Genomic DNA, 26,822 nt, shown 5'->3' with positions numbered 1-26,822 from the left:
TCGGCGTGATGTCGCCGCCCGTCGTCAGGTTGCCGTCATACCGATCTAAACGACAAGCGACAACAGCAAGATGAAGCCCAGGCCGACGACGGAGATGATTGTTTCCATAATACTCCAGGTCTTGAAGGTCTCGGCAACCGTCATGTTGAAGTATTGCTTAACCAACCAGAAACCAGCATCGTTGACGTGGGAGAAGATCACCGATCCAGCGCCTGTTGCCAGCACAAGCAGTTCGCGGTTGACGCCGGGGACGAGAGCTATGACCGGCATGACAATCCCTGCGCCGGTGATTGTCGCAACCGTTGCCGAACCTGTGGCGACACGGATGACGGCTGCGACCAACCAGGCGAGCAGAATTGGCGAGACGGACGCCTGAACGGCCATATGGCCAATGACGTCGCCAACACCGCTGGCCACGAGCATCTGTTTGAAGCCGCCGCCAGCACCGACGATCAGTACAATGGAGGCCACGGGCGCGAGGCTGTCGTTCAGCAGTTTGATGATCTTGTCTCGCGAGAAGCCGCAATTAGAGCCGAAGGTATAAAAGCTGATGAGCAGCGCCACGAGCAGAGAAGTAATCGGGTGGCCGATCAGGTCCATCCACACGCGTACGGCGTTGTGCTCGGCAAGGGTAATATCGGCGAGCGCCTTGAAAAGCATTAGGAACACCGGCATCAGGATCGTGATCAGCGTCACGGCGAAGCTTGGCAGCTTGACTGTATCCACGTCATCGCGCACGAACTGCTCCATCAGCTCCGGCGACGCTTCGCCCGGAATTCTCTTGGCGATGAATGAGCCGTAGATTGGCCCGGCGATCACAGCCGTCGGCAGGCCGACGATGAGGCCGTAGAAGATCGTCTTGCCGATATCCGCGCCGAAGACACTGATGGCCAGGAGCGGCCCAGGGTGAGGCGGCACCAAACCATGGACGACCGAGAGACCGGCGAGAAGCGGAATTCCGACCTTGACGATCGACACGCCCGACCGGCGCGCGACGATGTAGACCAGCGGCACGAGGAGCACGAAACCGATTTCGAAGAAGAGCGGTAGCCCAACGAGGAAGGCTGCGAGCATCATCGCCCAATGCACCCGCTCCTTGCCGAAGGTGCGGATCAATGTCTGGGCAATCTGGTCTGCGCCGCCCGATTCCGCCATGAGTTTGCCGAGCATGGTACCAAGCCCGAGCACGATGCCGACAAAGCCAAGGACCCCACCGAAACCGTCCTGAAAGGATTTCATCACCAGTTCCGTGGCCATGCCGGAAGTGAGCCCTAAGAAACCGGCGGCGATGGTCAGCGCAATGAAGGGGTGCATCTTGAAGCGCGTGATGAGAAGTATGAGTGCGATGATGGTCACACCAGCATCAACCAGAAGATAGGTCTCCCGTGTCAGTCCGAGCATTGAAATTCCTTCGCGAAAAGTTCTGATTTGGACAGGTGCCTGTGTGATTTATGCTTTGAGCTTGCCGGTTTGGGCCTTTGTCGTCCGCACTGGCCTGCCGGCGTCAGCGACTGGTGTCTGCTCCCACCACGCGACCGCGCCCCGCGCGATGTCCACGATGGGCAAGTTTGCGTCGACGGGATACACCTTCGCCTCGCCATGAGGTGGTTCGAGGGTCGCAAACTGGCTGTCGACAAGGCTGGCGGGCATGAAATGGCCCGGCCGGTGGCTAACGCGCTCGCCAGCCACCTGTCTCGTCATTTCCAGAAACACGAACCCGAGGCCCGGTGTCTTGCTACGCAAAATGTCGCGGTAGCTTTTCTTCAGCGCCGAGCACGCAAGCACCGGCCGCTCGCCGTTCCTGACGGCGTCCTGCAAGACTGTCGCAAGGCGCGCCAGCCAGCCCGCCCGATCCTCATCGGTGAGCGGTTGGCCCGCACTCATCTTTTTGATATTTTCTTCCGGATGAAAGGTATCGCCTTCGATCATCGTGCCGTTGACGGCATCCGAAATCGCTTGGCCGACGCTGCTTTTGCCGCAGCCTGATACGCCCATCACCACAAGGGCCGGCATCCTATCCATTGTATCCTCCTCCGAGATAGCGCTATCTCATCGTCTTGAAACAAACCGCCGGCAGAAGCCTGGCCGATTCAAGACGCGAGAATCGACGCCGTTTCCTCCCGCAAAGACGGCAAAGCGACTTTGAGATAGCGCTACCTTATTAATCATCGTAGGATTTGGCAAGTCGGAGGAGATTCGTCATGAAAGACAGACCGTCGCGTGCCACCGGCCGGCCGACGCTTGCGCAGGTCGCAGCCCGCGCGGGCGTTTCGCAGATAACGGCTTCACGCGCACTGCGCTCAATCGCAACGGTCGATCCGCAACTCGCAACCAGGGTGCATGACGCCGCCAAGGCGCTGGCATATGTGCCCAACCCGGCGGCGCGAACGCTTGCTTCGGCGCGCAGCCAATCGATCCTTGTGCTTGTTCCTGCCTTGTCGAACCATCTGTTTATCGAGACCCTGGAAGCCGTCCAAGATGTCCTGCGCCCGCGCGGGTTTGACGTCCTGATCGGCAACTACCACTACCGCCAAGATGAGGAAGAAGAACTCATTCGCAACTATCTCTCGTTCCAGCCATGCGGCATTCTGCTGACCGGCTTCAATCGAAGCGAGACCGCCGCACGGCTTCTGGCAAATGCCGGAGTGCCTTGCGTCTACATGATGGAACTGCGGCAGGAGGAGGGCATCGTCTGTGTCGGCTTTTCCCAAGAAGCGGCTGGGGCCAAGGTTGCCGAGCATCTTATGTCGCGGGGACGGCGAAAACTGGCTTTTGTCGGGGCCCAGCTCGATGCCCGCGTTCTCCAGCGTCGCGACGGCTATCAGCAGGCGATTGCTAGGGTTGATCTTCCCCCGGCGTTCGAAATCATGACGCCGGAACCGTCCTCGGTGGAACTTGGCGGCGATCTGTTCAACCGGCTCTTGACGGAGCATCCAAACACAGACGGGATCTTCTTTTGCAACGACGATCTTGCCTTCGGGGCATCCTTTGAAGCCCTACGCAAGGGAGTGGCTATCCCCGCGCAGATTTCGGTGGTCGGATTTAATGATTTGCCGGGAGCCGGGCAGATGGTTCCGCGCTTAACCTCCGTTCGCACACCCCGCGCTACCATCGGAGAGCACGCCGCCTTAAGCCTTCTTAGCCTTCTCTGTGGGGAAACGCCGGAGATCCCGGCTTTAGATCTGGGTTTCAAGCTTATCGTTAGGGAAAGCAGTTGAACCCTGTAAACGTGAGATCGGCGAATTCCGCTTGCGGCGAAACAAAACTGACCATGACGGCTTGGGGACGTCGTGTCTTCCCAAAATCCCTCACCGTCCTGACCGACGCCGATCTTGGCATGCGTCAAGAGGCTCCTAACCCGAGCGCATGAACGGCATCGCAACCACATGGAGCGGTGCTTCAAACCGAATGCAGCACTTCTGGCGCTTGGTAACACTCCATGCCTGAAGAACCATTCACTTCTCAAGCTTTGCCTTTCTCGCCGCGGAATGATCTGGACACTGTGAATGTCGATTGGTCCTAGCCGTTGTAGATGCCAGGAAACACGATGTCTTGATCTACTAGGACGTTGAACTTGTAGCCCGGACGGATTTCAAGCGTTGGCTGGACGTCGAGGTTTCTGTCGATCGTGCGCTCGGCAACCCTGCCGAAGGTTTCCGCAAAATTCCGCCGCGCCGCGTCCGATGCCGTATCCTGAGTTGCCAGGGTAGAGCTCTCCGGAACCGCCATATCGATCCCGGTTCCAATGATCGCGACCAAGATCGCTGAACCGAAGGTCTTGAAGTAGTGGTTGTTCACCTTGTCATTGAAGCCGCCGTAACCTTGCGCGTCCGTTCCCGCCATGCCGCCAATCTGAAGTGTTGACCCATTCGGAAAGATGATGTCGGTCCACACCACGAGCACCCTGGACTGCCCGAAGGACACTTTGCTGTCGTAGCGACCAAACAGTTTCGTTCCCTGCGGGATCAGCAGGCGGTGGCCGGTGGCTGAGTCAAAGACGTTTTGACTGACCTGAGCCGTGATGCGGCCGGGGAGATCGGAATTGATACCAGTGATCAGCGTTGCCGGAATGACCGAGCCGCGTTTGAGTTCGAACGGAGACTGCTGGGGCATCACCTTGTTCGGCAGATAACCAAGTTCCTTGATATCGGCGTTGAAGAAGCCTTCCTTGGTGTGCTGGCCATTGGGATCGAGATTCTGACCGCCGAGACCTGCCTGCAGAGCTGCCGCATAGAGATCTGTCGCCGAACCTGGCTGAACCGCGTTCGCGGCAAGGCTCGTCGTCGTATCGGTGGCTGCCTTTGCCTGCGCATCGACCTTGCCTTTGTCGATGACGAGCGGCGCATCATAGGCGGCGTCGCTGGCCTGAAGTCGCGCCATCCGCTCCCGATGGCGTTCGCGTAGGTATTGTTCCTGCTGTTCACGCTGCAGACGAGCTTTCCAGACGGCCTCAGGCTCAAGCTGGGATTTTTCTTCCTGTTGGGGTGGACGTATCTCTGCGGCAAATGGATTAGATGTCGTCTCCTTTTTGGTCTCGACGGGCGACGGCTGGAAGGAAGGGGTCTGAACAGGTTCACCGATGATGCCGTCACTGACGCCGCGTTTGAGCTGGTCGGCATAGGTCGAGGCAGGATTGCCCGATGTTTGGTCAAGGCCAGGCGTGCCTCGGAAATAAAGCCCGCGTGACGCAAGGCCATAGAAAATGACCGCGATAAAGGCGACGACAAGGATGATCACAACGATGACCGGCAAACGGTTGACGCGTCTGCCACCGGAGCCGCTTTTGTCGTCCGGTACCCCGCCGAGTTTCAGGGATTGAGCCATCGTACCCTCCCCTACCCGTGTTGCAGGACGGAGAGCGGGCTCGCCGGCGTCGCCCCCGTTGCGTTTGCACTATATGCACGGCCGATTTCTACCCTCGTCGTCGATAGCCTCGCCAGGATCTGCCCGTCGACCGGCGAGATCGCATAGGCGAGCACGATCGTCTTCGCCTTGTCGGCCGTCTTCTGATCCGTGACGACGGCATAACCCCAGCCTCTGAGCGATGCTTCCAAGGCTTCTCCGAAGGGCGAAGCATCCTTCTTCAACGAGATGGTTGCTGTACCGGGCCCGATCTGCTCGGCAAGCCTGCTCACCATGTCGCCGGCAATCGCGGAAGCCGCAGGCCCGGAGATTTCAGGCGGGGCGTTGCTGATAACCAATGCGTCCGGGCCGGCCGCCTGGCAGCCGGCCAACGTGAGAGCAAGTAAACACGTCGTCGTAAACGAGCGGAATGACGCCAACTCCATCATCGGCCTCCCCGGCTGATCGTAATCTTTTGCTGGTGCCAGCCGACGCCGGAGACCAAAACAGCCTTGTCGACCTGATAGTCGACCACCATCATATTGTCCTTCATGCGATAGTTGACGATCCGGTTCTGCCCGCCGGAGACGACGAACAGCACCGGCGCGTCCTGGCCTGCGATCGAGCGCGGAAACTGGATGTAGGTCTTCATGCCGTCACTGTAGACGCGCGTCGGCCGCCAGCGAGCGCTGCCCGAAAGCGAATAGGCGAAGTTCAGTTGCTCGGCGGGTACGCCGGCGCCAGGGATGGTGCTCGCCTCCAGCCGGGCGTTGACGTCAGCCAGCTTGGTCGAAACATCCTCTGGATATTCGAAACCGACGCGTGCCATGTACTGCGTCGGGTGCGACTTGAGCTGGATATGGTACGTTCTTCTCGATGTCGTCACAACCATCGAGGTGACCAGGTTGGACTCGGCCGGCTTGACGATCAGGTGGATCGCCTGACCGCCGACGGCGCCGGAGGTGGCCGGCTCGACCTTCCATCGGACGGTGTCGCCGACCAATACGTCGCGGACCACCTCGCCTGCCTGAAGCTCGATGTCACAGACCTGCAGCGGCGAGCACACCACAGAGGGCTGCATCTCGCCAAAGAGAAAGATCACCTTACCGTCGCTGCCCTTGGTGACGAGACCGCGGCTGCCCCGCCATTGGCCGGAGATGCCTATTCCCTTTGCTTCGTTGGGACTGACGTTTTGCGCGGCCGCCTGCGCCACGAATAGTGGCGATGCGGCGAGCACGAGTGCGGCGATCGGAAGCACGGCCGGAACGGCTCTTGTTCTGATGGTCATAAGCGGGGCCATGCCTTTCAAAGTTGGGCTGTCCAGTCAAAATCGCGGAGATAGAGACCGATGGGATTGAGGCGAATAACGTCCTCATCCTGCGGGGGTGTCAGCGTCACGGTGGCGACGCCGCGAAAGCGACGCGGCTGGCCGACTTCGCTACCCTTGCGGTCGCGCTCGAATTCGGTCCAGTCGATCTGGTAAGACTGGCTCGACAGCGCCACGATATTGTTGACTTCGATGGCGACTGTCGCGTTCCGAGCCTTATCGAAGGGAGAATTCGACCTGAACCAGGCGTTGATCTTCTCAGTCGCTGGATCCGACGTCCTCAAAAGCGCGTAGGTGCGATCGATATATTGCTTCTGCACAACAGCATCTGGCGTCACACTCCGGAAATTCGAGACGAAGCTGCCGAGCGTTGCCCGGACCACGCGCGGATCGGCGTACTCGATCTGTTGCGGGAAGCCGGCATTCGCCGTAGTGCCGAGTTTATCGACCTCGACGATATAGGGAACCAGCTTGACCTGCGTGCTCTGGAACAGGGCATAGCAGAACCCAATCACCGCCATCAGCATTCCGACGATGCCGACGACACGCCACGCCGCGGCTGCCTTGACGTAGGAGCCGTAGCGCTCGCTCCACTCCTGGCGAGCTGCGATGTAAGGATTGTCCGGACCATCATGCGGCGGCATGCGGACCTCGCCGGTTGACTTTGAAGATCCTCATTTCCTCATCCCCTTTTTCCGGTGAAGCTCTTGTGCGCCGATGCCCTGTTGGCTTCATCGAGTTTGGCGTTGGCAAGGCCAAGTGTTGAGGTTCCGTATGTGCCGCGGCCGTCCATCGCTTGATCGCGCGCGGCAGCCGCGACCGCACTTGCGGCGGCAGCGCCTCCGCTCGCCATGCCCTTCAGGGCAGCGCCCGCCATCGAAGATCCGGTGCTGCGAGCATCGGAATATGCGGAGGCTCCAGCCTTGGCGCCGCCCCACGCAAGCGTTCCGGTTCCGACCGCCGTGCCGATCGCGAAGTTGGCGGCCTGCGACCCATGCCGGATCGTTTCCATGCCACCCGTGACGGAGGCGCCCTGGACGACGCCCTGGATAATGTTCGGCACATACATTGAAATGACGAACACCACGACGGCGATACCGGCGATGGCAAGAGCCGTTTGATACTGGTCGCCGACCGAGGCATCGTTTGCCATGCCGATCAACACTTCGGAGCCGATACGCGCGATCATCACCAGCGCCATCAGCTTCATTCCGACGGAGAATGAATAAATCAGGTAGCGTATGGCGAAGTCCTTGGTGAAGCTCGATCCGCCAAGACCCAACAGGATCATTCCGGCGAGCAAACCCACATACATTTCAACGAGCACGGAGATGAAGATTGCCGCGACGAGCGAGAAGGCGATGACGCTGACGATCATCGCCAGCGCTGCCGAAAGCGCCAGCGCATTGTCCTGGAAGAGGCCGAAGCTGATTTTCTCGGACATCTTCGAGGCAACGGTCAGGCCGGCGTTGAAGACGTTAGCCGGCGAAGCGGAACCACCGCCGGCGCCGATTTGGAATAGGCTGTCGACGATCGCCTTTGCGAGTGCGGGACCGCGCTCCAGCACGAATGCAAAGAAGCCGATAAACATGATGCGGCGGACAAGCTCGGCAAACCAGGCATCGAGAGAGGCGGCCTGCAGCGCCAGCCACACGGCGGCAATACCGACCTCGATGCCGGCGAGGATCCAGAACAGCGAGCGGGCGGCGCGGCTGATCGTGTCCTCCCAGCCCTTCGCTGCTGTGACGATCTGGTTCTCCAGCGTATTCAGCACGCTGCCATCCTGAGCCAGCGCCGGACTTGCTATGACCAAAACGCCAAGCGCCAGCGCGATCGGCAGAAGCCGCGCACCTGAAGTCCTGTCGACTACCATCGTGGTTTCATCTCCTGCCCGCCTGTCAGGTCGTAATTGTGCTGGCCGCCAAAGAATTTCTCCGCGCGCCTGCGGGCTTCGTCGTTGAGCGGAGATTCGGACGCGTCGGTCCCGGCGGCTGACTGTGACGGATCGTTGGATTGAGCAAGGAGCCACACCGCTCCTCCGGCGCCGGCCGCACTTGAGAAAAGGACGACGACGAGAAATAGCTTCGAGACTACCATCTGGGCTTCATCTCCTGTCCACCGGACATCGACGGTGCCGTCGACTTGAAGAATTCCTCGCGGCGCGCCTGTGCGAGATCCTTCTCAGCCTGCTCGGATTGGTACCAGGTACCCATCATCGTCATCTGCTGGGAGACGAGACCGCGCAGCTTCTGCATCTGCGCCACTTCCTGCGCCGCGATTTCATGGCCGACTTGCAATGCCTTCATCTGGCCGTCGGCACTCTCCGACATCGACCGGAGAGAGGACATGGTGGTTTCCTCGGAGGAGAACTGCTCGGCCGTCAGGTTAGCTGCCTTCAAGGTCCCGGCGATCGTATCCCGGTTGGTGTTCGACCAGTTCTGATAGGTCGATGAGAAGGATGCCCCGTCCGGCAGGCTCGACTTGAAGTCGGCAAAGCTCTGGAACCGCTGCTTCAGCACATCGTCGATATTGCCCATCGAGAAGGCGATGCCCTCGCCCTGGGAAACGATGCCCTTGAGCTTGTTCAGATCGCCCTCGACCTGTCCCCAGATGTGGTTTGGCAATTGCGCGGTGTTCTGCAGCATGTTGCTGTAGATATTGAGCTGGTTCTGAATCTGCTCTGCGAGCTGGCTAATCTGGGTGATCTGGTTGTTGACCTGTTCGGCAGACTTGCCGACGAGACTGATCAGCTCAGTGTTGTTGGCAAGCTGCGTCCACTCGGTCGCCTGTCCGGTCACGCCGCCTGCCTGCAGCGGCGATGTGCTTGCGAGAGCCAAGATCGCCGCCATCGCGGCGGAGCGTTTTACGCCACTGCTAGATGATTGGAAAATATGTAGCGGCATTGCCAATCCCCCTCTGTTCGAGCCAATGGAGAGGCCATCCGGCCCCGTGTCGCGAATACAGTGCGCGGATTTGCTTCAGATCGTCCTTTCCGGAGGCGCCGACGAATGAGAGCGCGACCGGTCCGAGCGTCATGTCGAAGAGCCGGCGCCCCTCTGGCGAGGCAACGTAGTATTCGCGCTTGGGCATGGCATTCGCGACGATCTCGATCTGTCGTTCATTGAACCCGATGCGTTCGTAGAACTCGCGTGTGCCCGGCTCTCGCGCCGCGCCATTGGGGAGGCAAATCTTCGTAAGGCAGCTTTCCTTCAGCACGTCGATGATCCCGGACCGCTCCGCATCCGAGATCGACTGTGTTGCCAGCACAACCGCGCAGTTCAACCTTCGAAGGACCTTCAGCCATTCGCGGATCTTCCCGCCAAAGACCGGGTGGTCGAGCATGATCCAGGCTTCGTCGAGGATGATCAGGCTGGGAGCTCCAGTCAGGCGCTTCTCGATACGGCGGAAGAGATAGGTGAGCACGGGCACGAGATTACGCTCGCCCATGTTCATCAGTTCCTCGATCTCGAAGGTCTGGAATGCACCGAGCGCAAGCCCATCTTCCTCGGCATCGAGCAACTGCCCCATCGGTCCGTCGACCGTATAGTGATGCAACGCCTCCTTGATCTCGCGCATCTGCACGCCGGAGACGAAGTCCGAGAGCGATCGGCCGCGCGCCTCCGCCATCAAACCGATCTGGCGGGATACGGCATTGCGGTGGTCGGGCGTGATCGTCACGCCCTGCAGCGCCACAAGTGTCTCGATCCATTCGGTCGCCCAGGCCCGGTCGGAATCGGTCGAAAGATCCGACAGTGGGCAAAAGGCAAGTGCCCTCCCCTTCCCGTCGCTCTCGCCGCCGATCTCGTAGTGATCGCCGCCGGCGGCCAGCGTCAGCGGTAGCATCGAACGGCCTTTGTCGAACGCGAAGATCTGACCGTCCGCGTAGCGTCGAAACTGTGCCGCGATCAGCGCGAGCAAGGTCGATTTACCGGAACCCGTCGGCCCAAACACCAGCGTATGCCCGACGTCGTCGACGTGAAGGTTCAGCCGGAAGGGCGTGGATCCGCTGGCGACCTGCATCAGCGGCGGCGAGCCGGGCGGGTAGAAAGGGCACGGTGCCGTTGGACTGCCGGACCAGACCGAGTTGAGTGGGATGAGATCGGCGAGGTTGCGCGTGTTGATCAGCGGTTCGCGAATATTGGCGTACCAGTTGCCCGGAAGCGAACCGAGGAAAGCGTCGGTGGCATTCAGGGTTTCGATTCGCCCCCCAAATCCTTCGGCCTGGATCAGTCGGCGCACGGCCTCGCACTTTTCCTGAAGCCGGGTGCTGTCGTCATCAAAGAGGATGATGACGGGCGTGTAATAGCCATAGGCGACGAGCTGGGAGGATGCCTCCGCGATCGCATCCTCTGTCTCCGCCACCATCAGCATCGCATCCTGGTCGATCGACCGGCTTTGTGTCTGGAAGAGTTGGTCGAAGAACGGCCGCACCTTCTGCTGCCATTTCTTTCGCGTACGTTCGAGCTTCGCCCTCGCCTCCTGCTCGTCGAGAAAGACGAAGCGGCTTGACCAGCGATAGGTCAGCGGCATCAGGTCGAGGGAATTGAGAATGCCCGGCCAGCTTTCCGCCGGCAGGCCGTCAATGGCGACCACCCCAAGAAACCTGTTCTCGACTTTGGGGGCGAGCCTATGTTGCAGCTCAGCCGTCACCAGCCAGTCGAGATACATCGGGATGTCAGGCAGACGGACTGGATGGTTCTCGCCAGTGATGCAGAAACGGACGAACTGAAACAACTCGTCATAGCGTGCGATCCGAAAACCACCGCGGTCCTCGGTTTCGTGCGTCACCATGCGGTGTATTGAGATGACGTTGGCGAGATACTGCTCGACCTCGCGGATCGAGGTCCGGAAGGTTTCCAGCGCCGTTTCGGCATAAGTGGCTGATCGGCTCCCCGCGTCGGCATACACATAGCGCGCAAGCCCGGATCGCCGAGGCTCCGGCGGCCTCCATGTCAAGATCAGCGCGTGCCGGCTTTCGAAATGTCCGCTCTCGCGCTCGAAATGCGATCGCCGTTCCGCATCGATGGCGCGCGTGACCGGATCAGGAAAGTGGCAGACGTCTTCCCCCGGGTAGTCGATCGTCGGCACGCGGACGGCCTCCACTTGGATCATCCAGCCCGTGCCGAGCCGCGACAGGATCGTGTTGATCTGCCGGCTGACCTCGTTGCGCTCGGCGTCGGTCGAGCTTTCGCTGTCCGGTCCCGCGAAATACCAGCCGGCCATGAGGGAGCCATCTTTCAGCAGGACCACGCCGTTATCGACCAGCCCCGCATAGGGAACGAGGTCGGCGAAGGATGGTCCGGAATGACGAAAAGGCTTCAGTGCAGCCATCGTCAGTACCGTCGCCACGGTGTGGAGGTCGGCCTGTAGTAGGACCGATAGGAGATGTGCCTGACATAGACACGGCGCATAAGCGGATCTGCTTTCGCCATCATGCGAAGGGCTGCGACCGCGACCAGCCAGATTGCGGCGCCGAACAGTGCGGCATACCAGGTTAGAACGACGAAGATGAGGATCACGGCCGCGAGCGCTGCGAGGAGCACCAGCTCGCGGTCGGCACCCATCAGCAGATTTGGGCGTGACAGCGCCCGATGCACCCGCGAGCGAGCGAGATTGGATCCGGGCTCAGCCATGAGCCCCCTCCCCTTTCGGTCCAAGCAGCGTCATCTGTTCGGCAGTGCCCGGAGCAGGTTGTGCGGTGTTCTCGCCGATCGAAGCGCCTGTTGCACCGAACAGCGCCACGATCTGGGTCGCACCGAGAAGAACGCCGCCGACAAGCGCGACGTAGCAGAGCCTGCGCGCGAAATCGTTGAGCTCGCCTCCGAAAATCAGCATCGCACCGGCGATGGCGACGGCTGCCAGTGCAATGAAGCCGGCGACCGGACCGGTTATCGACTGCTGGATCTGCTGGAGCGGAGATTCCCACGGGAGACCCCCGCCACCCGATGAGGCAAGTGCCGGAGCGACCAACGTGTTGGCGAAGAGCAAGACCAGCGCGCCGCCGGCCAGGAAACGTTGATAGTCACGCGACATGGCTGTCCTCATCGATTTGTGCGTAATGTTCGGTGCGGTAGTGGGAATTGGCAAAACCTTCGATGTTGATGATCTCGCGGACCCGCCTCCCCTTCCCCGTTCGCTCTACGGAAACGACGAGATCCACGGCTTCGCCGATCACCTCGTGCATGGGTTGGTGGCTGGCTTCCGCTGTCAGTTGCTCGAGCCTGCGAAGCGCCGACATCGCTGTATTGGAATGTATGGTTGTGACCCCGCCCGGATGACCGGTGTTCCATGCCTTGAGCAGCGTCAGCGCCGCACCGTCACGGACTTCGCCGACAATGATACGATCGGGCCGCAGCCGCATTGTGCTTTTGAGCAGCCGGGCCATATCGATCGTGTCGCTCGTATGGAGCGATACCGCATTCTCTGCGGCGCACTGGATTTCGGCGGTGTCTTCGAGGATGACAATGCGATCGTCGGGTGCGCTCGCGATGATTTCGGCGATGACTGCATTTGCAAGCGTCGTTTTGCCAGATCCCGTACCGCCGGAAATTACGATGTTCATTCGAGAGGCAATGGCGCTGCGCAGCACCGAAGCCTGCGCTTCGGTCATTACCTTCGATCGCACATACTCATCGAGTGGAATAAGGCGCGAGGCGCGTCGCCGGATCGTAAATGTCGGTCCCGAGACGACAGGCGGCAGGAGGCCCTCAAAACGATGTCCGCCGATCGGCAGCTCGCCGGAAATGATTGGCTGCTCGGGGTCTACTTCCGAGCGCAGAGCATGAGCGACGCTGCCGATGATAACCTCTGCCGCCGCCGAGCTAAGGGCGCCAGCTCCCATGACACCATGGCCAAGGCGCTCGATAAAAAGCTTGCCATCCGGGTTGAGCATGATTTCGACGACTGTTGCGTCGTCGAGCGCGACGCAGAGGTGATCACCCAGGGCATCCTGGAGTTTGCGGACAAGGCGGGGATGGGAGCGCAGCTGAGTCACGCGACGCTCCCAATCGGTGCCCCGTCGAGCTGAGGGATCGAGTGGTAGCCCTGAGGGCAAACCCGTTCGAAGCTGACGCGATCTGCCGGCAGACTTCCGGCAATAGCGATGGTGTTGCCGATCGCGGCAGCTTCGCCGAGCCGGCGCATTGGCCATCCGGCCCGCTTCAGAATACGCTCAAAACGGAGATCGGTCGCCGTGACGATCTCACTATAGCCGTTCGCGATCGACCATTCGATAATGCCAGCGAACAGGGTGAGCGTCGCGAGATGCAGTTGGCCTCCCTCCCTCCCCGAAACAAGGGAGGTGTCGACGCAGAAGCGCGAGCTCTCTACCATTCCAGGGTGTACAGCGAGCGAGCCTGTTTTAAGCAGTTGAGGAAAGGTCTGTGCGAGCATCGTCGGCCCGCAAGCCGGAAGAAGACGGACGCAGCCGGCGACCAGTCCGCTCTCGGTGATCGCCAAGAGGTAGGCCGGCTTGAAGTCATCATATTGATCACGCTCTTCGCCTGCCGCAATAGACACGTCCCATTCGAGACGGTCGCCGAATACTGTAGCGCGAAGACGGTGCATCTGTTTCAGGAAACGTCGGTGCCGTCTGTGATGGTGGGGTGGAATGGTCAGTATCCGCATCATGATCTCCGCATGAACAGGTCATGCGGACAGAAATCATCTCGGTCAGCGTGTGCCAACGTGCAGATTTGCACCCAGTGATTCTACCGAACTGGGGTTGAAGCCTGCCAAGCCGACTGGCTTGCGCTGTGGGCGATGCCTCATTTTATGTGCAAATCTGCACTTAATGCGCACTGGCCGCAACGCGGGGAATCTGCCTAACTACCGGTTAGTTATCGCCGATTCGGCCTGATGGCTTAGTTTGGGGCAAATATGTTAACCCCTTGTTAACCTAAAAACCCTTGCTCAAAAATCAGAATCGGCGCTTATTTCTGGTGGCGGAATTTTACCGGTTTCGCGAAAAATATCGCCACTGGCAAGAAATGGGTATTGAGATGGCGAAGTCCGCCGCAGAAGCAGCGCCTCTTGTTGAAGGGTTGACGGCATTGATGGAGCGTCATGCCGACGCCCTCTCCAGTCAACTTCAAGCGCATCATCTTAAGGTCTTCCCGCCGACTTCCGAGAAGGGCATTCGAACGTTCGGTCCGTCGGAAGCATCTAAGCTGCTTGGCGTCGGTGAATCTTACCTACGACAGACCGCTTCGGAAATGCCAGAGTTGAATGTAAGCATGAGCCCGGGCGGTAGGCGGAATTTTTCAATCGAAGATATTCATGCGATCCGCAAGCACATGGACCAGATCGGCCGTGGGAATCGACGCTATCTGCCGCACCGTCGCGACGGCGAGCAGCTTCAGGTTATCTCCGTTATGAATTTCAAAGGCGGGTCGGGCAAGACGACCACAGCCGCACATCTGGCTCAGTATCTGGCAATGCGCGGGTACCGGGTTCTCGCGATCGATCTTGATCCTCAAGCAAGCCTTTCCGCACTCTTCGGCAGTCAACCGGAGACCGACGTTGGTCCAAACGAAACGCTTTATGGCGCCATTCGCTACGATAATGAGCAGGTCCCGATCGAGCAGGTTGTCCGGGGAACATATATTCCCGACCTACACCTCATTCCCGGTAACCTCGAACTGATGGAGTTTGAGCACGACACCCCACGCGCGCTGATGAAGCGCAAGGAAGGCGACACGCTCTTTTACGGTCGTATCAGTCAAGTGATCGAGGACATCGCCAATAACTACGATGTCGTCGTGATCGATTGCCCTCCCCAGCTCGGCTACCTCACGCTTTCGGCTCTGACAGCAGCAACATCGATCTTGGTCACGGTCCATCCTCAGATGTTGGACGTGATGTCGATGAACCAGTTCCTGGCGATGACGTCCAATTTGCTCCGGGAAATCGAGAACGCTGGCGCCGAGTTCAAGTTCAATTGGATGCGCTACCTCATCACTCGTTTTGAACCGAGCGATGGGCCGCAAAACCAAATGGTGGGCTATTTGCGGTCGATATTTGGCGAGAGTGTCCTCAATTTCCCGATGCTGAAAACCACGGCAGTGTCGGATGCAGGTCTGACAAACCAGACCCTTTTTGAAGTCGAGCGCGGACAGTTCACGCGATCGACCTATGATCGGGCCTTGGAGGCTATGAACGCGGTCAATGACGAGATCGAAACTCTGATCAAAAAAGCATGGGGTAGACCCACATGAGCCGGAAACACATCCTGGGCGTCTCGACAGACGCCCCCGACACGCCACTCGCGGAAAACAGGTCTGGAAAGAACCGGTCCATGCCGCTTCTCGGTGTGCCAAGGAAGGATCGCGATCCGGCAACCAAGCTCACGGCGAACATTGGCAATGCACTGCGCGAGCAAAATGATCGCCTTAGCCGTGCCGAAGAAATCGAGCGGCGCCTTGCTGAAGGTCAGGCAGTCATAGAACTGGACGCCTCGGTGATCGAGCCGTCATTCGTCCAGGATCGTATGCAGGGTGATATCGACGGCCTTCTCTCCTCAATCCGCGAGCAAGGCCAGCAGGTTCCGATCCTGGTTCGACCTCACCCAGAGCTTTCCGGCCGATATCAAGTTGCTTTCGGGCACCGTCGATTGCGTGCTGTTTCGGAACTGGGTCTTCCAGTCAAAGCCGTGGTCCGCGAGCTGACGGACGAACAACTCGTTGTGGCCCAAGGCCAGGAAAACAATGAGCGTGAAGATCTCACTTTTATTGAGAAGGCGCGCTTCGCATATCATCTGAACAAACAGTTTCCACGCGAGATTGTCATCGCTGCTATGTCGATCGACAAAAGCAATTTGTCGAAGATGCTCGTGCTTGTCGACGCCCTCCCCTCCGGACTGATCGACGCCATTGGTGCCGCTCCTGGCGTCGGACGCCCAAGCTGGCAGCAACTGGCAGAGTTGGTCGGGAATGCAGCGTCTCCGTCTGACGCGTCCATCTATGCTGCCTCAGAAGAGGTGCAGGCGCTGCCATCGCCAGACCGATTCAAGGCGGTCATCGCCCACCTGAAGCCTCGCCGACCTCCTCGCGGCCTGCCGGAGGTGATGTCGGCCCCGAACGGAGACAGACTGGCACAGATCTCACAGAGCAAGACCAAGCTGGAAGTCATAATCGACCGGAAGGCGACGCCTGACTTTGCGACCTTCGTGCTGGAGCAAGTGCCGGCGCTATACCAAGCCTACCACGCTGCAAACCAACGGAAACAGGGAGAGTAACCGCAAAAGAAAAGAGCCTCCTCAACGTCGCCGTCGCGGAAGCCCTTCTGTCTCTGTAGCAAGAACAGAATCGCATTTCCTCGAATCCTCGTCAAGAGTTCTTTGGCATCGTTTTGGTGAGTGGATTTCTTTTGCCTGCTGAAAGGTGAGAGACGATGCAAACAGGAAGTGTGACGACGCCATTCGGGCGGCGGCCGATGACGCTTGCGCTCGTGCGGCGACAGGCGGCATTGGCTGAAATTAAGCACGGAAAGACCGCGGACAAGTGGAAGGTCTTCAGGGACGCCTCCGCCGCTATGGATGTGCTCGGCGTTCAATCCAACAGTCTCGCGGTGCTCGACGCGCTGTTGAGCTTCTATCCGGACAATGAACTGCGTCAAGACGCGAAACTGATAGTCTTCCCGTCGAATACCCAGCTTGCGCTTCGAGCCCACGGGATGGCTGGTGCGACATTGCGCCGGCATATCGCGGTCCTGGTTGAGGCGGGCTTGATCATCCGGAAAGACAGTGCCAATGGCAAGCGTTACGCTCGCAGGGATGGCGCTGGAGAGATCGAGAGTGCCTTCGGCTTTGATCTCTCCCCCCTCCTCGCGCGTTCAGAAGAACTGGCTGTGATGGCGCAGCAAGTGATGACCGATCGCGCGATGCTTCGTAAGGCCAAGGAAAGCCTGACGATCTGCCGGCGAGACGTTCGTAAGTTGATTACTGCAGCAATGGAAGAAGGTGCTGATGGCGACTGGAGGGTGATCGAAGCGATGTATATCGCCCTGGTCACGCGGATTCCACGCTCTCCCACGCTCTCTGACGTTTCCGCGGTCCTCGATGAAATGCAGCTGCTTCAGGAGGAGATAGTCAATCGATTGGATATCCAGGGAAATTCGGAGAAAAATAGCACCAATGGTGCTCATATTGAGCGGCACATACAGAATTCAAAACCCGAATACCTTAATGAACTTGAACCTCGCTCCGAAAAAGAGCAGGGGGCGAAACTGGATGAAACCAGCCGGCCGATGAGTGCGCCGATTAAGGCGTTTCCGCTGGGAACAGTGCTGAAGGCCTGCCCAGCGATTGCCGATTATGGACCGGATGGAGCGATCGCAAGCTGGCGCGAGTTGATGTCGGCTGCGGTGGTTGTTCGGTCCATGCTTGGCGTCAGCCCGGCGGCCTATCAGGACGCGTGCGCTACTATGGGGCCGGAGAATGCGGCGGTTGTGATCGCCTGCATCTTGGAGCGGGCGAACTTCATCAACTCGGCCGGTGGATATCTGCGGGCTCTGACTCGGCGAACCGAGCGCGGCGAATTCTCGCTTGGCCCGATGATAATTGCCTTGTTAAAGGCGAGCGGGCTTGCGCCATTGAAAGCGGGGTAGACGTTGGGCGCCGGGAGAGGAGTTGCAGACTGTCCAATACCGGGATTGAGGCGATAGCCGGTGGCTTTTAGGATCGAAAACACCACCTGATTCCGGTGGTCAGCTGACCACCGCATTAACATATTGAAAGAACAACGCTTTTTACGGCGCTCTATTTTCATATATAAGGGGCGAGCGGTTCAGACGAAAAGAGGCCGGTACGCAACCTCCAGGTCGCATCCACCGCGATATTGTATATGATTTATAGGCTGATGGACACCACCGGACAGCGGTGGATCCTTCTTGGCAACAACGTTGGTACGTCTTGCCGCACGAATTGCGATAAAGAATCTTCTTTCGGAGCTTTGGATCGGAGAACATGACCACGAAAACCGTGACGCGCGCAGATTTAGCGCATGCTGTGTTTCAAAAGATCGGCCTTTCACGAACAGAATCATCCGATCTTGTGGAGGCCGTGCTCGGTGAGATCGGCGATGCACTTGTGCGCGGAGAACCGATAGGACTTTCATCATTTGCCTCGTTTCAGTTGAACGCTAAAATCCACCGGCCGGGCCGCAACCCACGAACAGGGGAAGAGGTACTGATTTCCGCGCGCCGGGTCGTAAAGTTCACAGCATCAGATGTGATGAAATCACGAATTCAAAAGGCTCATAAATCCCGAAAGGCAAAGGCCAAAGTCCCTCCACGGGATCCAAGCCGATAACATATCCTTGGCCGAACCGCCCGTTAGGTTTCGGCGTCAGAAGGAGCAGGAGGGGCTATCCCCTATCTCACACATGGACTATCGGTATAAACTCGTCGAAGGGCCCTTTAGGCAATTGAGCTGACGTTGAAACTTTGACAACGTGGCGTCCCATGAAGCCAAAGAAAGAAGGGAGGAAGCCCTCCCCCGACAAATCAAAGCACCTGCTCCAACAGCTAGCGCAAACACCAGACAAACTCTTTGGCGGAACGTTCCGCAGCCAGTTCGGTGCCTTGTGCTTTCGGTATAAAGACGACGGAGAAGAATTCGAAATTCTGGTCATTACATCGCGTGACAGTGGACGATGGATCATTCCCAAGTGTTGGCCGATGAAAGGCAAGAAGCCCTATGAGTCGGCGGCGATCGAAGCGTGGGAGGAAGCAGGCGTACGCGGCACGGTGAGGAAAAGTGCCATAGGCCGGTATACCTATTTGAAGGAATTTGATGACGGCGATGTTGCGCCCTGCATCGTCGAGATGTTTCAAATAGAAGTGAAAGAGGTCCGCGCCGATTTCAAAGAAAAGGGGCAGCGGCTTCTCCACTGGGTAACCCCGGACGAGGCTGCCAGACGGGTTCGCGAAATTGAGCTGAAATCTCTGCTCGTCCATTTCATCCCGCAGACCAAGAGATCACAATAGTTTGAGAAAGGTCGGGCCATTATCCGACCAAAGCAAACGAACATGCGATGTATGTCACTTAGCGTTTGTTTGCATGACTGCTGGAATTCTCCGGCGACCTTAAGATCGTTCAGGCATCTAGATCATCGTTTGGTGGATGAACTCTTTGTTGCCCCATGCGTTGCATCGAAACATTTGAATGAGCCCAGCGTCAGTTTTCTCGGCGCTCGTGTGCGTTAGATCTCTGCCGCCTCCCGCGAACGCGGCTAGCGTGGCAACCGCTATCGGTATTTAGATGACAAGCCGCGCCGCTCGCCCGTTCTTCAGTTCGGCATTCCTGGAGCGTGAAATCGCGATTGGCTGCTTCCCAAGTTCGCGTGGAGCAGCAGGGGAGAGGGGGCAAGGAGAAAAACCGAGGGGTATCGCCCACCGCGTCAGCGGCCAGCTGAACATGTTCGGCCAGGTCCTGCAGGCCTTCGAGCCGAAGGATGGGGAGACGGCTTTTTGTCCTTGCTGGGGAGAGGGGGCGGAGCCTTCTTTCCCCGCTCAAGAGAAAGAGCCCGCCGGCGCCGGCGTCATGATGCCGCTTCAGCGGCCCGAAAACGTGATCCTCATCGACATCGATGAAGCCGGACAGTTGTGATATACGATCCTGGCTTGACGTATTTTGAGCAACTTTCGCTCTAACCCTTTATTGACAAATGTTAGTCAGTAGACCGCTTCTCAACCACGGTGAATTTCTGGCCTGGGCCAAATCCGAAGGTTTTACCGATACCGTTGCCTCGGACGGGCTGCACGTGACGATCGCAACCTCCCGCGGGACGGGGAACTGGAAACAGATCTCGCCATGCGCGACCGATTTGACCGTGCGGGTTGGGAGCCGAAGGTCGGTCCGGAATTTTGGCGGTGTGATCGTGTTGATCTTCGGCTGCCAGCGGCTCTCCCATCGACATGCTGAGTTTCGCCGGCTCGGAATGAGCTGGGATTTTCCCAGCTACACGCCGCATATTTCGTTTGCGTTTGACCAGGAAATAGATCTAGCCGAAGTTCGACCCTACCCAGGCCGGCTTCATTTCGGCCCGGAATGCTTCCAAGTCGATATAATCGATTCCCTCTAAGGCGATTACTTGGTGAACATGCGTAATCGACCAACGCTCGACGCCCAAAGGTTTTTTGGGGACGCAAACGTCGCTCCCTCAGACGAGAAGAGCAACCCTACAAGCAACACTGACATCGAATTCCGCGTCCGCACCACTCGGCTCACGGCGCCCGTGGGCGTACCGACGACATTGGGAGGCCATTGCCTGATAACGTCTCAACAGCTTCGTCAAGCGCCATCGTCGGCAGAGGGTGCCAGGCGTCCGGTTGGGGGCGTAGACGCCTGGCGCAGTTGGGGCGTTCACCGGGTAGTGAACAGCTCATCGATACAACCAACGTTGCTGCGCGTACATACACCCAGATGGGTAGGGTATTCTGCTAAAATCGACAGACCACTAGAGAAGGGCTGACATGGCAAAGATGATCCTCTAGTTGGCGGCGAGGGGAACGCTTAATCAACTCCGGCTCAACGAGTTTCTCGCGCACCATCCGTTGGACGGCAGGGCGCAATCGTTCGACTGTCCAGTCGTGACCGCGGCGATTGAGGATATCGGGTTCATCTCGGATCAGTTTAAGGCCTCGGTTGAGTGGTGAGCTGGCTTCTACAAATTGCCCAATAGAATCGGTACTGTCGACGCGACGAGAAGAAGCGCGACCGAAAGATTGAAGATGCGTGCATAAGTCGGCCGAGTAAGCACATTGCGGAGCAGGCGCCCGGGAGCCGCCCAGACAGCAACACTAGGGATGGCTACAAGAGCCAGCAAAGCCGCAGCGATCGAGATATTCAGCAAATAGTCGTTGCTGGGAATATAAGTCGCAGCCGCACTCACTGTGATTGCCCATGCCTTTGGATTGATCCACTGAAACGCGGCGGCGCCAAAGAAGCCGATGGGCGAACTCTCCTCGCCTTCAACAATTGGGCCGCTGCGCGCGATCTTCCATGCAAGCCAGATGAGATAAAGCGAACCGCCGATCCGCAAAATTTCGTGCGTGATCGGATAGGCCTCGAATAGCGTGCCTAGGCCGAAGCCAATCGCTAACATTTGCAAGGCAACTCCAGCGGCAATGCCGCCTATGAGCGGAAACGACCTGGTTAAACCTACACGAACGCCGGACGCCAGCGCCATTGCGTTGTTGGGTCCCGGCGTAACTGCCATGAGAAACGCGAAAACGAGGAATGGGGCGAGAACTACTGGATCGGTCATACGCGCAATGTTAAGAGCATTTTCACAGAATGTTGGTGCGAATGTTATCAACGGAGCCGGAAAAATTGCAACAAAAGCCTGATTTTGATCGAATTGACCATCATATATTGCGCGAGCTATCCGTCGATGCACGCCAGCCGAATGTACGTTTGGCTGAGCGCGTTGGCTTATCTGCGTCGGCATGCTTGCGTCGCGTTCAAGAACTGGAGCGCGCCGGTGTCATTACGGGATAGCGGGCGTCGATTGATCGTGCGCGAATGGGAGCCGGGTTCCTCGCCTACATCACGGTCGGGCTGTCCGATCACACCAAGATGAGCCAAGAGGCGTTCGAGCAAGCGATGTCACAGGCCGATGAAGTCGTTGAGTGCCACAACGTGACAGGCACAATAGAATATTTGCTGCGTGTCGAGGTTGCCGACATCGCCACTTACAAGGCGTTCCATAGGAACGTGTTAGGCACGCTGCCGCAGGTCACGGCGATTACCAGCTTCATCGTTCTGGGCTCTCCAAAGGATCAAAGGCGGTGAGAGACCCTGTGCATTTACGGGGCTAGCGTGGGAAGCGCGTTAGCTGCCCTCTGTCTGGCACCGATGCCGCGAGAAAGCGTAGGAGAGGGGACTCATGTATGCCACGTTTGAGATCGGGGAACCAGACGGCAGACCGTGACGACTAGATAACCAGGCGCGCCGCGCGCCCGTTCTTCCGCTCAGCATTGTTGTAATAGCTGGCCGCCTGCGTCACCGACTTGTGCAGCGACTGCTGCATGGCCTCGGGGAGGGGGATGCCACGATTGGCGGCCTCGGTGAGATAGCCAGACCGCAGGCCATGCGCCGAGAACATCTCCGGGTCTAGGCCGGCCTGCTTGACGCGTGCCTTGAGGATGAAGTTGACCGATTGCGGCGTCAGCGCCCGCCGATCGATATTGCCCCACTGGTCGATGCGTCGAAACACCGGGCCGGTGTCGATCCTGGCCTCCGCCAGCCAATGCTTCAAGGCGATTACCGGCCGGCCGATCAACACGACGTGTTCGTCATCATCGGCCGTCGTCGTCTTGGTGCGGCCGAAGCTGATCGTCAGGCAGGGCAGGGGAGGGGAGTTTGGGTTGGCCGGATCGGTGTGCACTGACTCCTCATCAATGAGATCCTCGACACGAAGTGCAGCAACTTCAGAGCGCCGCCGACCTCCGGAGGCGAAGGCGGTCAGCAACAAGGCGCGATCACGAATATCGACCAGGCGGTTGCCAGCACAGGTGGCCAAGAGTTTCGCCAGGATGTCGCCGGTGACAGCTTTCTTGCTCTTCCGCTGCCTTGGCCGAGCACTTGCGCGAACGGCGAGCCTGAGAGCAGATTTCAGGGACGGAGCGGTGAAGGCTCCAGTTAAACCACGCCAGCGTGTCAGGATCGACCAGGAGGTCAGACGCCGACGGACCGTGTCGGGCGCATGTGGCCCGTCGGCGCGCAGCAGCCCCCTGACGCGCAATCCCGCCTCGACGTCTGCCGGCATACCGTGGTTTGGATCCTCGGCCCGTTCGACCGGATCCCAGAGGTGATGGGCGACGAATTTCAACAGCAGACTTTCCGGCGCCGGCCAGGGCAGGGGAGCACCAGTGGCAAGCCCGCACCAGGCTTCGAGGTAACCAAGGTCGGAAGCCAGCGCCCTGAGCGTGTTGTCGCCCATGCCTTGGTTTGCCAGATGCTTGAGTGTGGCGACATCATCATCAGTTAGTAGCGTTGCCAGCTGGTCGCGGCGATCGAAGGGAAGGATCGCGTCAAGCGCATCGAGTTCTTCGGCACGGCGCTGCACCGGATCGGCGGGGGCGGGTCGGGTGATGGCTTTGCGTGTCATTGGGTTGCCGACGCGGGATGGCATTTCACATCGGTCTTGCCGAAATCCTGGCCCTTGAACAGGAGCGGCGCCTTGGCGACCGCGGCAACGGCGTAGGAAAAGCAGTCGCCCATATTGAGTGTGGCTGGATGGCGACCTTTACCGAAACGGTCGAACGCTCGTTCCGCTTCGCGATAATGCTTCTCGTCGAAAGTAATCGTGGTTACGTTCGGCAGCCGGACAAACTGATCAACTATGTCCGAAGCGTTTGAAAACCCTCTTCCTGTCAGCACCATTCGAGCCTCGAGCAGGGTCGGCCAGCCGATCGCAAGTGCCTCCCGACCCACCAACGATATGAACCGTTCGGCCTCCGGCTCTCCCAAGGCCATCGCCAGAATGACCGACGTATCGACAGCGATCATCGTGGCAAACCATATTCGTCGTAGAAATCGTCATGCGCAGATGTCGTGCCGGTTGGCACAGCACGCCGGCCCTCGGCCATCAAGTCCGATAGGACATCGATCGGCGTCCGGGCAGACTGTTGGCGCAGTTCCAGATCGTAGCGCTCAAGCGCCTGCTCGACGAGCTTGTTGATTGGCTGACCGGTGCGGCGCGCCAGCGCATGGGCCAGGTCCCTCGCCTTTGTGCTGCGGACGGAGAGTTGTGTTTCAGACATCGGCTTTCCTCTATCGAGATGCCGCCAAATATAGCAATACCGACCTGAGATGGCAAGAAAGGCGTCGCTAGATGGCTAACTAACGATACTAAATTGCCTCATCCGAGCGGCGCAGCACCGGATCGGTGGGGGAGGGCAGGCTTTGGGTTTTGGCATGGGCGGCTCGCGGGCTGTGATCTGCCCCGACTTTACCGTGTCACTCTTTTTAATCGACCGGACTGGATGTCTTTGTCGCGTAATAATAATCGCTCATTCTAATTGAGTGAACTTGAGTAGGTTCGGTGGAATTTTAGCCTGATTTGCAGCTCGATGTAAGGGTGAGCACCGATGGGCCGGAAACCAGACAAGTTGGCCGTCAACGAGGCGGTATGGCTGAGGGCGGTGTCACGCGAAAAGGTTATTCGCCCCTTGGCTCTGATGCCCCGCCTTTCAGCCGCGCATGTCGGTAAAGCCTGCCGAGAGCTGGAGTTGGGCCAAACCCGTTTCTATAAGCTGCTGAACCAATATCGCGCATCGCCGGTCACGAGCTCATTGCTGGACGCTATACCGGGTCCCGCCAAGGGCAGAGTGCTGTTGCCCCCGGAGATCGAGGAGATCATTCAAGCGGCAATTTTCGATACTTACCGGAAACGTGAGCGGCCGACGATCTCCGCTCTACACGACCGGGTACGGCAAGTTTGCCATGAACGCGGCGTTCGCGCGCCATCGTGGACAGCCGTCCGGGCGCGCGTCGACTGCATCGATCCGCAGATACTGATGCGATGGAGGGAGGGAGCGAAGGCGGCAACCGAAAAGTTCGGCGTTGTCGTGCAAGAATATAACGCCAACTATGCCCTTCAGATTATTCAGATCGATCACACCCTGGTGGATTTGTTCATCGTCGATGCGGTTAGCCGCAAGCCGCTGCAGCGCCCCTGGCTGACGTTGGCGATCGATGTTGCCAGCCGCATGGTGGCTGGCTTCTATCTCAGCCTGGAAAGCCCGTCGGCGACATCCGTGGCCTTGGCGATCCAGAATCTGGTGATGCCAAAAGAACCTTGGCTCCAGACGATGGGCATCGATGCCGAGTGGCCGGTCTCTGGATTGCCAGACGTTATTCACCTCGACAATGGAGCAGAATTCCACGGCAAGGCTTTGGTCAGGGGAGCGCCTGAACATGGGATCGAGCTGATGTACCGGCCTGTTGCACGCCCGCATTACGGCGGGCATATCGAGCGATTGATCGGGACCATGATGGGTGCGGTGCATCTGCTGCCGGGATCTACTTCGAGCAGCATTGCCAAGCGAGGCTCGTACGATCCGCAGAAGCATGCAGCGATGACACTGGATGAATTGGAGAGATGGCTGACCCTCCAGATCGTCGGCCGCTACCATGCCGAAGTTCATAGCGCATTGCTGCTCCCGCCGCGGACGGCATGGGAAGATGCGGTCGCGGTCCGTTCCCGGCCGTTACGCCTGCCGCATGATCCAGAACGGTTTCTGCTCGATTTTCTCCCTTATGAGGAACGCTGTATCCGCAGGGATGGTCTGCATCTGTTCGGAATTCGTTATTGGGATGACGTTCTCAGTCCTTTGGCTGGGCGATCTTCGCGCCAGGTGCGGGTCAAGTATGATCCGCGGGATCTCTCCTGTGTTTATGTGGAGCAGGCAGACGGTTCGATCTGGCCCGTGCGTTTTGCGGCCTTGGACCGGCCGCCGATTACCCTCGGAGAACATCGCCTGGCGCGGGCGGCACTGAGGGCTCGGGGAGTCCGAGCTATCGACGAGCACCTGATTTTCGAGACCATCGCCGAGCAAAGGCGGCTTATGGAGAGCGCCGTTCAGCAGACCCGGGCCATGCGCCGCCATGCTGAGCGGAAAGAGCGTGCATTGGCAGCCCGTGATCGGACTACCGATTTACCGGAATCAGACGACGAAGACGATGTCTGCATCGACCTTTCGCCGTTGGCGGTGGAGGAGTGGTCGTGAGCGAGTATGCCCATCTTCTGCCGGCCTACCGGAGCTATGCCGAGCTGAGCGATAGTGAGCGCATCGCCTGGATTCGGGCCGATCGCTGGCTCGAAACGGCTCAGGCAAATTCGGCATTGATGCGGCTTGAGGACCTGCTTTCGTATCCGCCGCGGGACCGCATGCCTTGCCTACTATTGTATGGTGACACCGGCATGGGAAAAACAAAAATCATCCGCAAGTTTCTTCGCGATCATCCCGCGACTTTCGACAGGGGAACTGGCGTGACCTTCATGCCGGTCGTGGCGATGCAGATGCCCGCAGAGCCGTTGGAGCGGGATGTCTATGGTGAGCTATTGAACGCTCTAGGGGCGCCTGGACCGAGCAGCGACGCGGCGTTCCGCCTCAAAACGATCTGCCGTAGCCTGATGCGCAGGATGGGCGTCAGAATGCTTGTTATCGACGAGATCCACGCAATGCTGACCGGCACGTTTCGCCAGCAGCGGATTTTCCTCAATGTGATCCGCTTTCTTGCCAATGACCTGAAGGTGCCGTTGATCTGCGCGGGCACCGATCTTGCCCGGCAGGCGCTTCTGACGGACCCGCAGCTCGCAGAACGGTTCGAAGCGTTTCACCTGGAGCGCTGGTCGAACGATCAGCGCATCACTCAGCTTCTTTCGAGCCTGGCGTCTATTTTTCCACTACGCCGGCCATCGGCAGTGACATCTCCGGCAGTCCGCCGGCGTGTTCTTGAGCTCACCGACGGCGTGACGGTGCGTATATTCCGGCTGATGGAGACCGTTGCTGCCGACGCCATCCGCAACGGCAGTGAGTGTATCACCGCGGACAGCTTCAGCTGCGACGACCTTGTGTTGCCGCTTGTCGCCATGGTTCGACGGTCGGAACGCTCGCTCCAGCGGCGATCGGCGCGGTGAGGCAA

Annotated in this window: 29 protein-coding genes and 1 pseudogene; 11 read left to right on the top strand and 19 right to left on the bottom strand. The window is 58.8% G+C overall.

The window, feature by feature from the left end:
- Nucleotides 1-45 precede the first annotated feature (45 nt).
- Entirely contained in the window at nucleotides 46-1,401 is a 1,356-nt protein-coding gene (locus tag JTP94_RS14150; RefSeq protein WP_204851123.1) for a GntP family permease, read from the bottom strand.
- Between the two features lie 48 nt (nucleotides 1,402-1,449).
- Nucleotides 1,450-2,022 (bottom strand): gluconokinase, encoded by a 573-nt coding sequence (locus JTP94_RS14145; protein WP_204851122.1) that lies wholly within the window; start codon nucleotides 2,020-2,022, stop codon nucleotides 1,450-1,452.
- A 179-nt stretch (nucleotides 2,023-2,201) separates the two neighbouring features.
- On the opposite strand from JTP94_RS14145, the gene JTP94_RS14140 reads away from it, so the two are divergent.
- Nucleotides 2,202-3,218: a LacI family DNA-binding transcriptional regulator gene (locus JTP94_RS14140; RefSeq protein ID WP_204851121.1), complete on the top strand. Its 1,017-nt coding sequence runs from the start codon at nucleotides 2,202-2,204 to the stop codon at nucleotides 3,216-3,218.
- Between the two features lie 301 nt (nucleotides 3,219-3,519).
- Here the strand turns inward: JTP94_RS14140 and trbI are convergent, their stop codons facing one another.
- The 12 genes from trbI to JTP94_RS14080 are packed head-to-tail and all read right to left on the bottom strand — an operon-like array spanning nucleotide 3,520 to nucleotide 13,795.
- Nucleotides 3,520-4,824 (bottom strand): IncP-type conjugal transfer protein TrbI, encoded by a 1,305-nt coding sequence (gene trbI, locus JTP94_RS14135; protein WP_204851120.1) that lies wholly within the window; start codon nucleotides 4,822-4,824, stop codon nucleotides 3,520-3,522.
- A gap of 11 nt (nucleotides 4,825-4,835) precedes the next feature.
- Entirely contained in the window at nucleotides 4,836-5,288 is a 453-nt protein-coding gene (gene trbH, locus JTP94_RS14130; RefSeq protein ID WP_246754946.1) for a conjugal transfer protein TrbH, read from the bottom strand.
- Nucleotides 5,288-6,130, bottom strand: coding sequence for a P-type conjugative transfer protein TrbG (gene trbG / locus JTP94_RS14125; protein ID WP_204851118.1), 843 nt, complete (start codon nucleotides 6,128-6,130; stop codon nucleotides 5,288-5,290). The genes trbH and trbG overlap by 1 nt, the downstream gene beginning before the upstream one ends.
- Before the next feature lie 17 nt (nucleotides 6,131-6,147).
- Nucleotides 6,148-6,813: a conjugal transfer protein TrbF gene (locus JTP94_RS14120; RefSeq protein ID WP_204851117.1), complete on the bottom strand. Its 666-nt coding sequence runs from the start codon at nucleotides 6,811-6,813 to the stop codon at nucleotides 6,148-6,150.
- Between the two features lie 38 nt (nucleotides 6,814-6,851).
- Nucleotides 6,852-8,042: a P-type conjugative transfer protein TrbL gene (gene trbL, locus JTP94_RS14115; protein WP_204851116.1), complete on the bottom strand. Its 1,191-nt coding sequence runs from the start codon at nucleotides 8,040-8,042 to the stop codon at nucleotides 6,852-6,854.
- On the bottom strand, nucleotides 8,036-8,266 hold the full coding sequence (gene trbK / locus JTP94_RS14110) for an entry exclusion protein TrbK (RefSeq protein ID WP_204851115.1): 231 nt from the start codon (nucleotides 8,264-8,266) through the stop codon (nucleotides 8,036-8,038). Before trbK ends, trbL begins: the two co-directional genes overlap by 7 nt.
- Nucleotides 8,260-9,018: a P-type conjugative transfer protein TrbJ gene (trbJ, locus tag JTP94_RS14105; protein ID WP_246754964.1), complete on the bottom strand. Its 759-nt coding sequence runs from the start codon at nucleotides 9,016-9,018 to the stop codon at nucleotides 8,260-8,262. The genes trbK and trbJ overlap by 7 nt, the downstream gene beginning before the upstream one ends.
- A 25-nt stretch (nucleotides 9,019-9,043) precedes the next feature.
- Entirely contained in the window at nucleotides 9,044-11,500 is a 2,457-nt protein-coding gene (locus tag JTP94_RS14100; RefSeq protein WP_204851113.1) for a conjugal transfer protein TrbE, read from the bottom strand.
- A gap of 2 nt (nucleotides 11,501-11,502) precedes the next feature.
- Nucleotides 11,503-11,802 carry a conjugal transfer protein TrbD gene (locus JTP94_RS14095; RefSeq protein ID WP_204851112.1) on the bottom strand — a complete coding sequence of 100 codons (300 nt, stop codon included), beginning with the start codon at nucleotides 11,800-11,802 and terminating at the stop codon, nucleotides 11,503-11,505.
- On the bottom strand, nucleotides 11,795-12,202 hold the full coding sequence (trbC, locus tag JTP94_RS14090) for a conjugal transfer pilin TrbC (RefSeq protein WP_204851111.1): 408 nt from the start codon (nucleotides 12,200-12,202) through the stop codon (nucleotides 11,795-11,797). The genes JTP94_RS14095 and trbC overlap by 8 nt, the downstream gene beginning before the upstream one ends.
- A complete protein-coding gene (gene trbB / locus JTP94_RS14085; RefSeq protein WP_204851110.1) occupies nucleotides 12,192-13,163 on the bottom strand; it encodes a P-type conjugative transfer ATPase TrbB in 972 nt (323 codons plus the stop codon). The genes trbC and trbB overlap by 11 nt, the downstream gene beginning before the upstream one ends.
- A complete protein-coding gene (locus tag JTP94_RS14080; protein ID WP_204851109.1) occupies nucleotides 13,160-13,795 on the bottom strand; it encodes an acyl-homoserine-lactone synthase in 636 nt (211 codons plus the stop codon). Before JTP94_RS14080 ends, trbB begins: the two co-directional genes overlap by 4 nt.
- A gap of 374 nt (nucleotides 13,796-14,169) precedes the next feature.
- Here JTP94_RS14080 and repA point away from each other — a divergent pair, with 374 nt between their 5' ends.
- The 6 genes from repA to JTP94_RS14050 all read left to right on the top strand — a co-directional run bounded on the left by repA (nucleotide 14,170) and on the right by JTP94_RS14050 (nucleotide 19,775).
- Nucleotides 14,170-15,384, top strand: a complete 1,215-nt coding sequence (gene repA / locus JTP94_RS14075) for a plasmid partitioning protein RepA (protein WP_204851157.1) — start codon at nucleotides 14,170-14,172, stop codon at nucleotides 15,382-15,384.
- The gene (gene repB, locus JTP94_RS14070) at nucleotides 15,381-16,403 is read left to right on the top strand and encodes a plasmid partitioning protein RepB (RefSeq protein ID WP_204851108.1); all 1,023 of its coding nucleotides are present in this window, start codon (nucleotides 15,381-15,383) and stop codon (nucleotides 16,401-16,403) included. The genes repA and repB overlap by 4 nt, the downstream gene beginning before the upstream one ends.
- Nucleotides 16,404-16,558: 155 nt before the next feature.
- Nucleotides 16,559-17,773, top strand: a complete 1,215-nt coding sequence (gene repC / locus JTP94_RS14065; RefSeq protein ID WP_204851107.1) for a plasmid replication protein RepC — start codon at nucleotides 16,559-16,561, stop codon at nucleotides 17,771-17,773.
- Nucleotides 17,774-18,131: 358 nt separating this feature from the next.
- Complete coding sequence (locus JTP94_RS14060) at nucleotides 18,132-18,476, top strand: integration host factor subunit alpha (protein ID WP_204851106.1); 345 nt, start codon at nucleotides 18,132-18,134, stop codon at nucleotides 18,474-18,476.
- Nucleotides 18,477-18,628: 152 nt separating this feature from the next.
- A complete protein-coding gene (locus tag JTP94_RS14055; protein WP_204851105.1) occupies nucleotides 18,629-19,153 on the top strand; it encodes an NUDIX hydrolase in 525 nt (174 codons plus the stop codon).
- A gap of 274 nt (nucleotides 19,154-19,427) precedes the next feature.
- Nucleotides 19,428-19,775 (top strand): hypothetical protein, encoded by a 348-nt coding sequence (locus JTP94_RS14050; RefSeq protein ID WP_204851104.1) that lies wholly within the window; start codon nucleotides 19,428-19,430, stop codon nucleotides 19,773-19,775.
- An 845-nt stretch (nucleotides 19,776-20,620) separates the two neighbouring features.
- Here JTP94_RS14050 and JTP94_RS35495 read toward each other — a convergent pair.
- A pseudogene (locus tag JTP94_RS35495) lies at nucleotides 20,621-20,779 on the bottom strand (recombinase family protein); the annotation flags it as partial.
- A 53-nt stretch (nucleotides 20,780-20,832) separates the two neighbouring features.
- Nucleotides 20,833-21,387 (bottom strand): LysE family translocator, encoded by a 555-nt coding sequence (locus tag JTP94_RS14045; protein ID WP_281434801.1) that lies wholly within the window; start codon nucleotides 21,385-21,387, stop codon nucleotides 20,833-20,835.
- Nucleotides 21,388-21,464: 77 nt separating this feature from the next.
- Between JTP94_RS14045 and JTP94_RS14040 the strand changes: the two genes are divergently transcribed.
- Together JTP94_RS14040 and JTP94_RS14035 are read left to right on the top strand one after the other, a co-directional pair.
- Complete coding sequence (locus JTP94_RS14040) at nucleotides 21,465-21,668, top strand: Lrp/AsnC family transcriptional regulator (protein ID WP_312038164.1); 204 nt, start codon at nucleotides 21,465-21,467, stop codon at nucleotides 21,666-21,668.
- 24 nt (nucleotides 21,669-21,692) lie between these two features.
- Complete coding sequence (locus tag JTP94_RS14035) at nucleotides 21,693-21,962, top strand: Lrp/AsnC ligand binding domain-containing protein (RefSeq protein ID WP_204851101.1); 270 nt, start codon at nucleotides 21,693-21,695, stop codon at nucleotides 21,960-21,962.
- 142 nt (nucleotides 21,963-22,104) lie between these two features.
- Here the strand turns inward: JTP94_RS14035 and JTP94_RS14030 are convergent, their stop codons facing one another.
- Genes JTP94_RS14030 through JTP94_RS14020 form a run of 3 tightly spaced genes read right to left on the bottom strand, consistent with a single transcriptional unit; the run spans nucleotide 22,105 to nucleotide 23,935 of the window.
- Nucleotides 22,105-23,280 carry a site-specific integrase gene (locus tag JTP94_RS14030; protein ID WP_204851100.1) on the bottom strand — a complete coding sequence of 392 codons (1,176 nt, stop codon included), beginning with the start codon at nucleotides 23,278-23,280 and terminating at the stop codon, nucleotides 22,105-22,107.
- Nucleotides 23,277-23,681, bottom strand: coding sequence for a type II toxin-antitoxin system VapC family toxin (locus JTP94_RS14025; RefSeq protein WP_204851099.1), 405 nt, complete (start codon nucleotides 23,679-23,681; stop codon nucleotides 23,277-23,279). Before JTP94_RS14025 ends, JTP94_RS14030 begins: the two co-directional genes overlap by 4 nt.
- The gene (locus JTP94_RS14020) at nucleotides 23,678-23,935 is read right to left on the bottom strand and encodes a type II toxin-antitoxin system VapB family antitoxin (RefSeq protein WP_174010983.1); all 258 of its coding nucleotides are present in this window, start codon (nucleotides 23,933-23,935) and stop codon (nucleotides 23,678-23,680) included. The genes JTP94_RS14025 and JTP94_RS14020 overlap by 4 nt, the downstream gene beginning before the upstream one ends.
- 348 nt (nucleotides 23,936-24,283) lie before the next feature.
- Here JTP94_RS14020 and JTP94_RS14015 point away from each other — a divergent pair, with 348 nt between their 5' ends.
- Both JTP94_RS14015 and JTP94_RS14010 read left to right on the top strand, forming a co-directional pair.
- Nucleotides 24,284-25,903 (top strand): transposase family protein, encoded by a 1,620-nt coding sequence (locus JTP94_RS14015; RefSeq protein ID WP_246754944.1) that lies wholly within the window; start codon nucleotides 24,284-24,286, stop codon nucleotides 25,901-25,903.
- Entirely contained in the window at nucleotides 25,900-26,817 is a 918-nt protein-coding gene (locus JTP94_RS14010; RefSeq protein WP_204851097.1) for a TniB family NTP-binding protein, read from the top strand. The genes JTP94_RS14015 and JTP94_RS14010 overlap by 4 nt, the downstream gene beginning before the upstream one ends.
- Nucleotides 26,818-26,822: the final 5 nt, after the last annotated feature.

It is taken from the genome of Martinezella lusitana (assembly GCF_016901135.1).
GTDB lineage: Bacteria > Pseudomonadota > Alphaproteobacteria > Rhizobiales > Rhizobiaceae > Rhizobium > Rhizobium lusitanum_D.
The sequence above is the reverse complement of the archived record's forward strand: the minus strand, read 5'-3'. Positions and strand labels throughout refer to the sequence as shown.

What these genes read in the sequence shown, in the direction of transcription:
- JTP94_RS14140 (WP_204851121.1), top strand. Translation starts at nt 2,202, where the DNA reads ATGAAAGACAGACCGTCGCGTGCCACCGGCCGGCCGACGCTTGCGCAG.
- trbK (WP_204851115.1), bottom strand. Translation starts at nt 8,266, where the DNA reads ATGGTAGTCTCGAAGCTATTTCTCGTCGTCGTCCTTTTCTCAAGTGCG.
- JTP94_RS14120 (WP_204851117.1), bottom strand. Translation starts at nt 6,813, where the DNA reads ATGCCGCCGCATGATGGTCCGGACAATCCTTACATCGCAGCTCGCCAG.
- JTP94_RS14080 (WP_204851109.1), bottom strand. Translation starts at nt 13,795, where the DNA reads ATGCGGATACTGACCATTCCACCCCACCATCACAGACGGCACCGACGT.
- trbH (WP_246754946.1), bottom strand. Translation starts at nt 5,288, where the DNA reads ATGGAGTTGGCGTCATTCCGCTCGTTTACGACGACGTGTTTACTTGCT.
- JTP94_RS14060 (WP_204851106.1), top strand. Translation starts at nt 18,132, where the DNA reads ATGACCACGAAAACCGTGACGCGCGCAGATTTAGCGCATGCTGTGTTT.
- JTP94_RS14050 (WP_204851104.1), top strand. Translation starts at nt 19,428, where the DNA reads ATGACAAGCCGCGCCGCTCGCCCGTTCTTCAGTTCGGCATTCCTGGAG.
- trbI (WP_204851120.1), bottom strand. Translation starts at nt 4,824, where the DNA reads ATGGCTCAATCCCTGAAACTCGGCGGGGTACCGGACGACAAAAGCGGC.
- JTP94_RS14150 (WP_204851123.1), bottom strand. Translation starts at nt 1,401, where the DNA reads ATGCTCGGACTGACACGGGAGACCTATCTTCTGGTTGATGCTGGTGTG.
- JTP94_RS14035 (WP_204851101.1), top strand. Translation starts at nt 21,693, where the DNA reads ATGGGAGCCGGGTTCCTCGCCTACATCACGGTCGGGCTGTCCGATCAC.
- JTP94_RS14095 (WP_204851112.1), bottom strand. Translation starts at nt 11,802, where the DNA reads ATGGCTGAGCCCGGATCCAATCTCGCTCGCTCGCGGGTGCATCGGGCG.
- trbJ (WP_246754964.1), bottom strand. Translation starts at nt 9,018, where the DNA reads ATGGCGGCGATCTTGGCTCTCGCAAGCACATCGCCGCTGCAGGCAGGC.
- trbG (WP_204851118.1), bottom strand. Translation starts at nt 6,130, where the DNA reads ATGACCATCAGAACAAGAGCCGTTCCGGCCGTGCTTCCGATCGCCGCA.
- JTP94_RS14045 (WP_281434801.1), bottom strand. Translation starts at nt 21,387, where the DNA reads ATGGCAGTTACGCCGGGACCCAACAACGCAATGGCGCTGGCGTCCGGC.
- JTP94_RS14020 (WP_174010983.1), bottom strand. Translation starts at nt 23,935, where the DNA reads ATGTCTGAAACACAACTCTCCGTCCGCAGCACAAAGGCGAGGGACCTG.
- repC (WP_204851107.1), top strand. Translation starts at nt 16,559, where the DNA reads ATGCAAACAGGAAGTGTGACGACGCCATTCGGGCGGCGGCCGATGACG.
- JTP94_RS14145 (WP_204851122.1), bottom strand. Translation starts at nt 2,022, where the DNA reads ATGGATAGGATGCCGGCCCTTGTGGTGATGGGCGTATCAGGCTGCGGC.
- JTP94_RS14055 (WP_204851105.1), top strand. Translation starts at nt 18,629, where the DNA reads ATGAAGCCAAAGAAAGAAGGGAGGAAGCCCTCCCCCGACAAATCAAAG.
- JTP94_RS14025 (WP_204851099.1), bottom strand. Translation starts at nt 23,681, where the DNA reads ATGATCGCTGTCGATACGTCGGTCATTCTGGCGATGGCCTTGGGAGAG.
- repA (WP_204851157.1), top strand. Translation starts at nt 14,170, where the DNA reads ATGGCGAAGTCCGCCGCAGAAGCAGCGCCTCTTGTTGAAGGGTTGACG.
- trbL (WP_204851116.1), bottom strand. Translation starts at nt 8,042, where the DNA reads ATGGTAGTCGACAGGACTTCAGGTGCGCGGCTTCTGCCGATCGCGCTG.
- repB (WP_204851108.1), top strand. Translation starts at nt 15,381, where the DNA reads ATGAGCCGGAAACACATCCTGGGCGTCTCGACAGACGCCCCCGACACG.
- JTP94_RS14040 (WP_312038164.1), top strand. Translation starts at nt 21,465, where the DNA reads ATGTTGGTGCGAATGTTATCAACGGAGCCGGAAAAATTGCAACAAAAG.
- JTP94_RS14100 (WP_204851113.1), bottom strand. Translation starts at nt 11,500, where the DNA reads ATGGCTGCACTGAAGCCTTTTCGTCATTCCGGACCATCCTTCGCCGAC.
- JTP94_RS14030 (WP_204851100.1), bottom strand. Translation starts at nt 23,280, where the DNA reads ATGACACGCAAAGCCATCACCCGACCCGCCCCCGCCGATCCGGTGCAG.
- trbC (WP_204851111.1), bottom strand. Translation starts at nt 12,202, where the DNA reads ATGTCGCGTGACTATCAACGTTTCCTGGCCGGCGGCGCGCTGGTCTTG.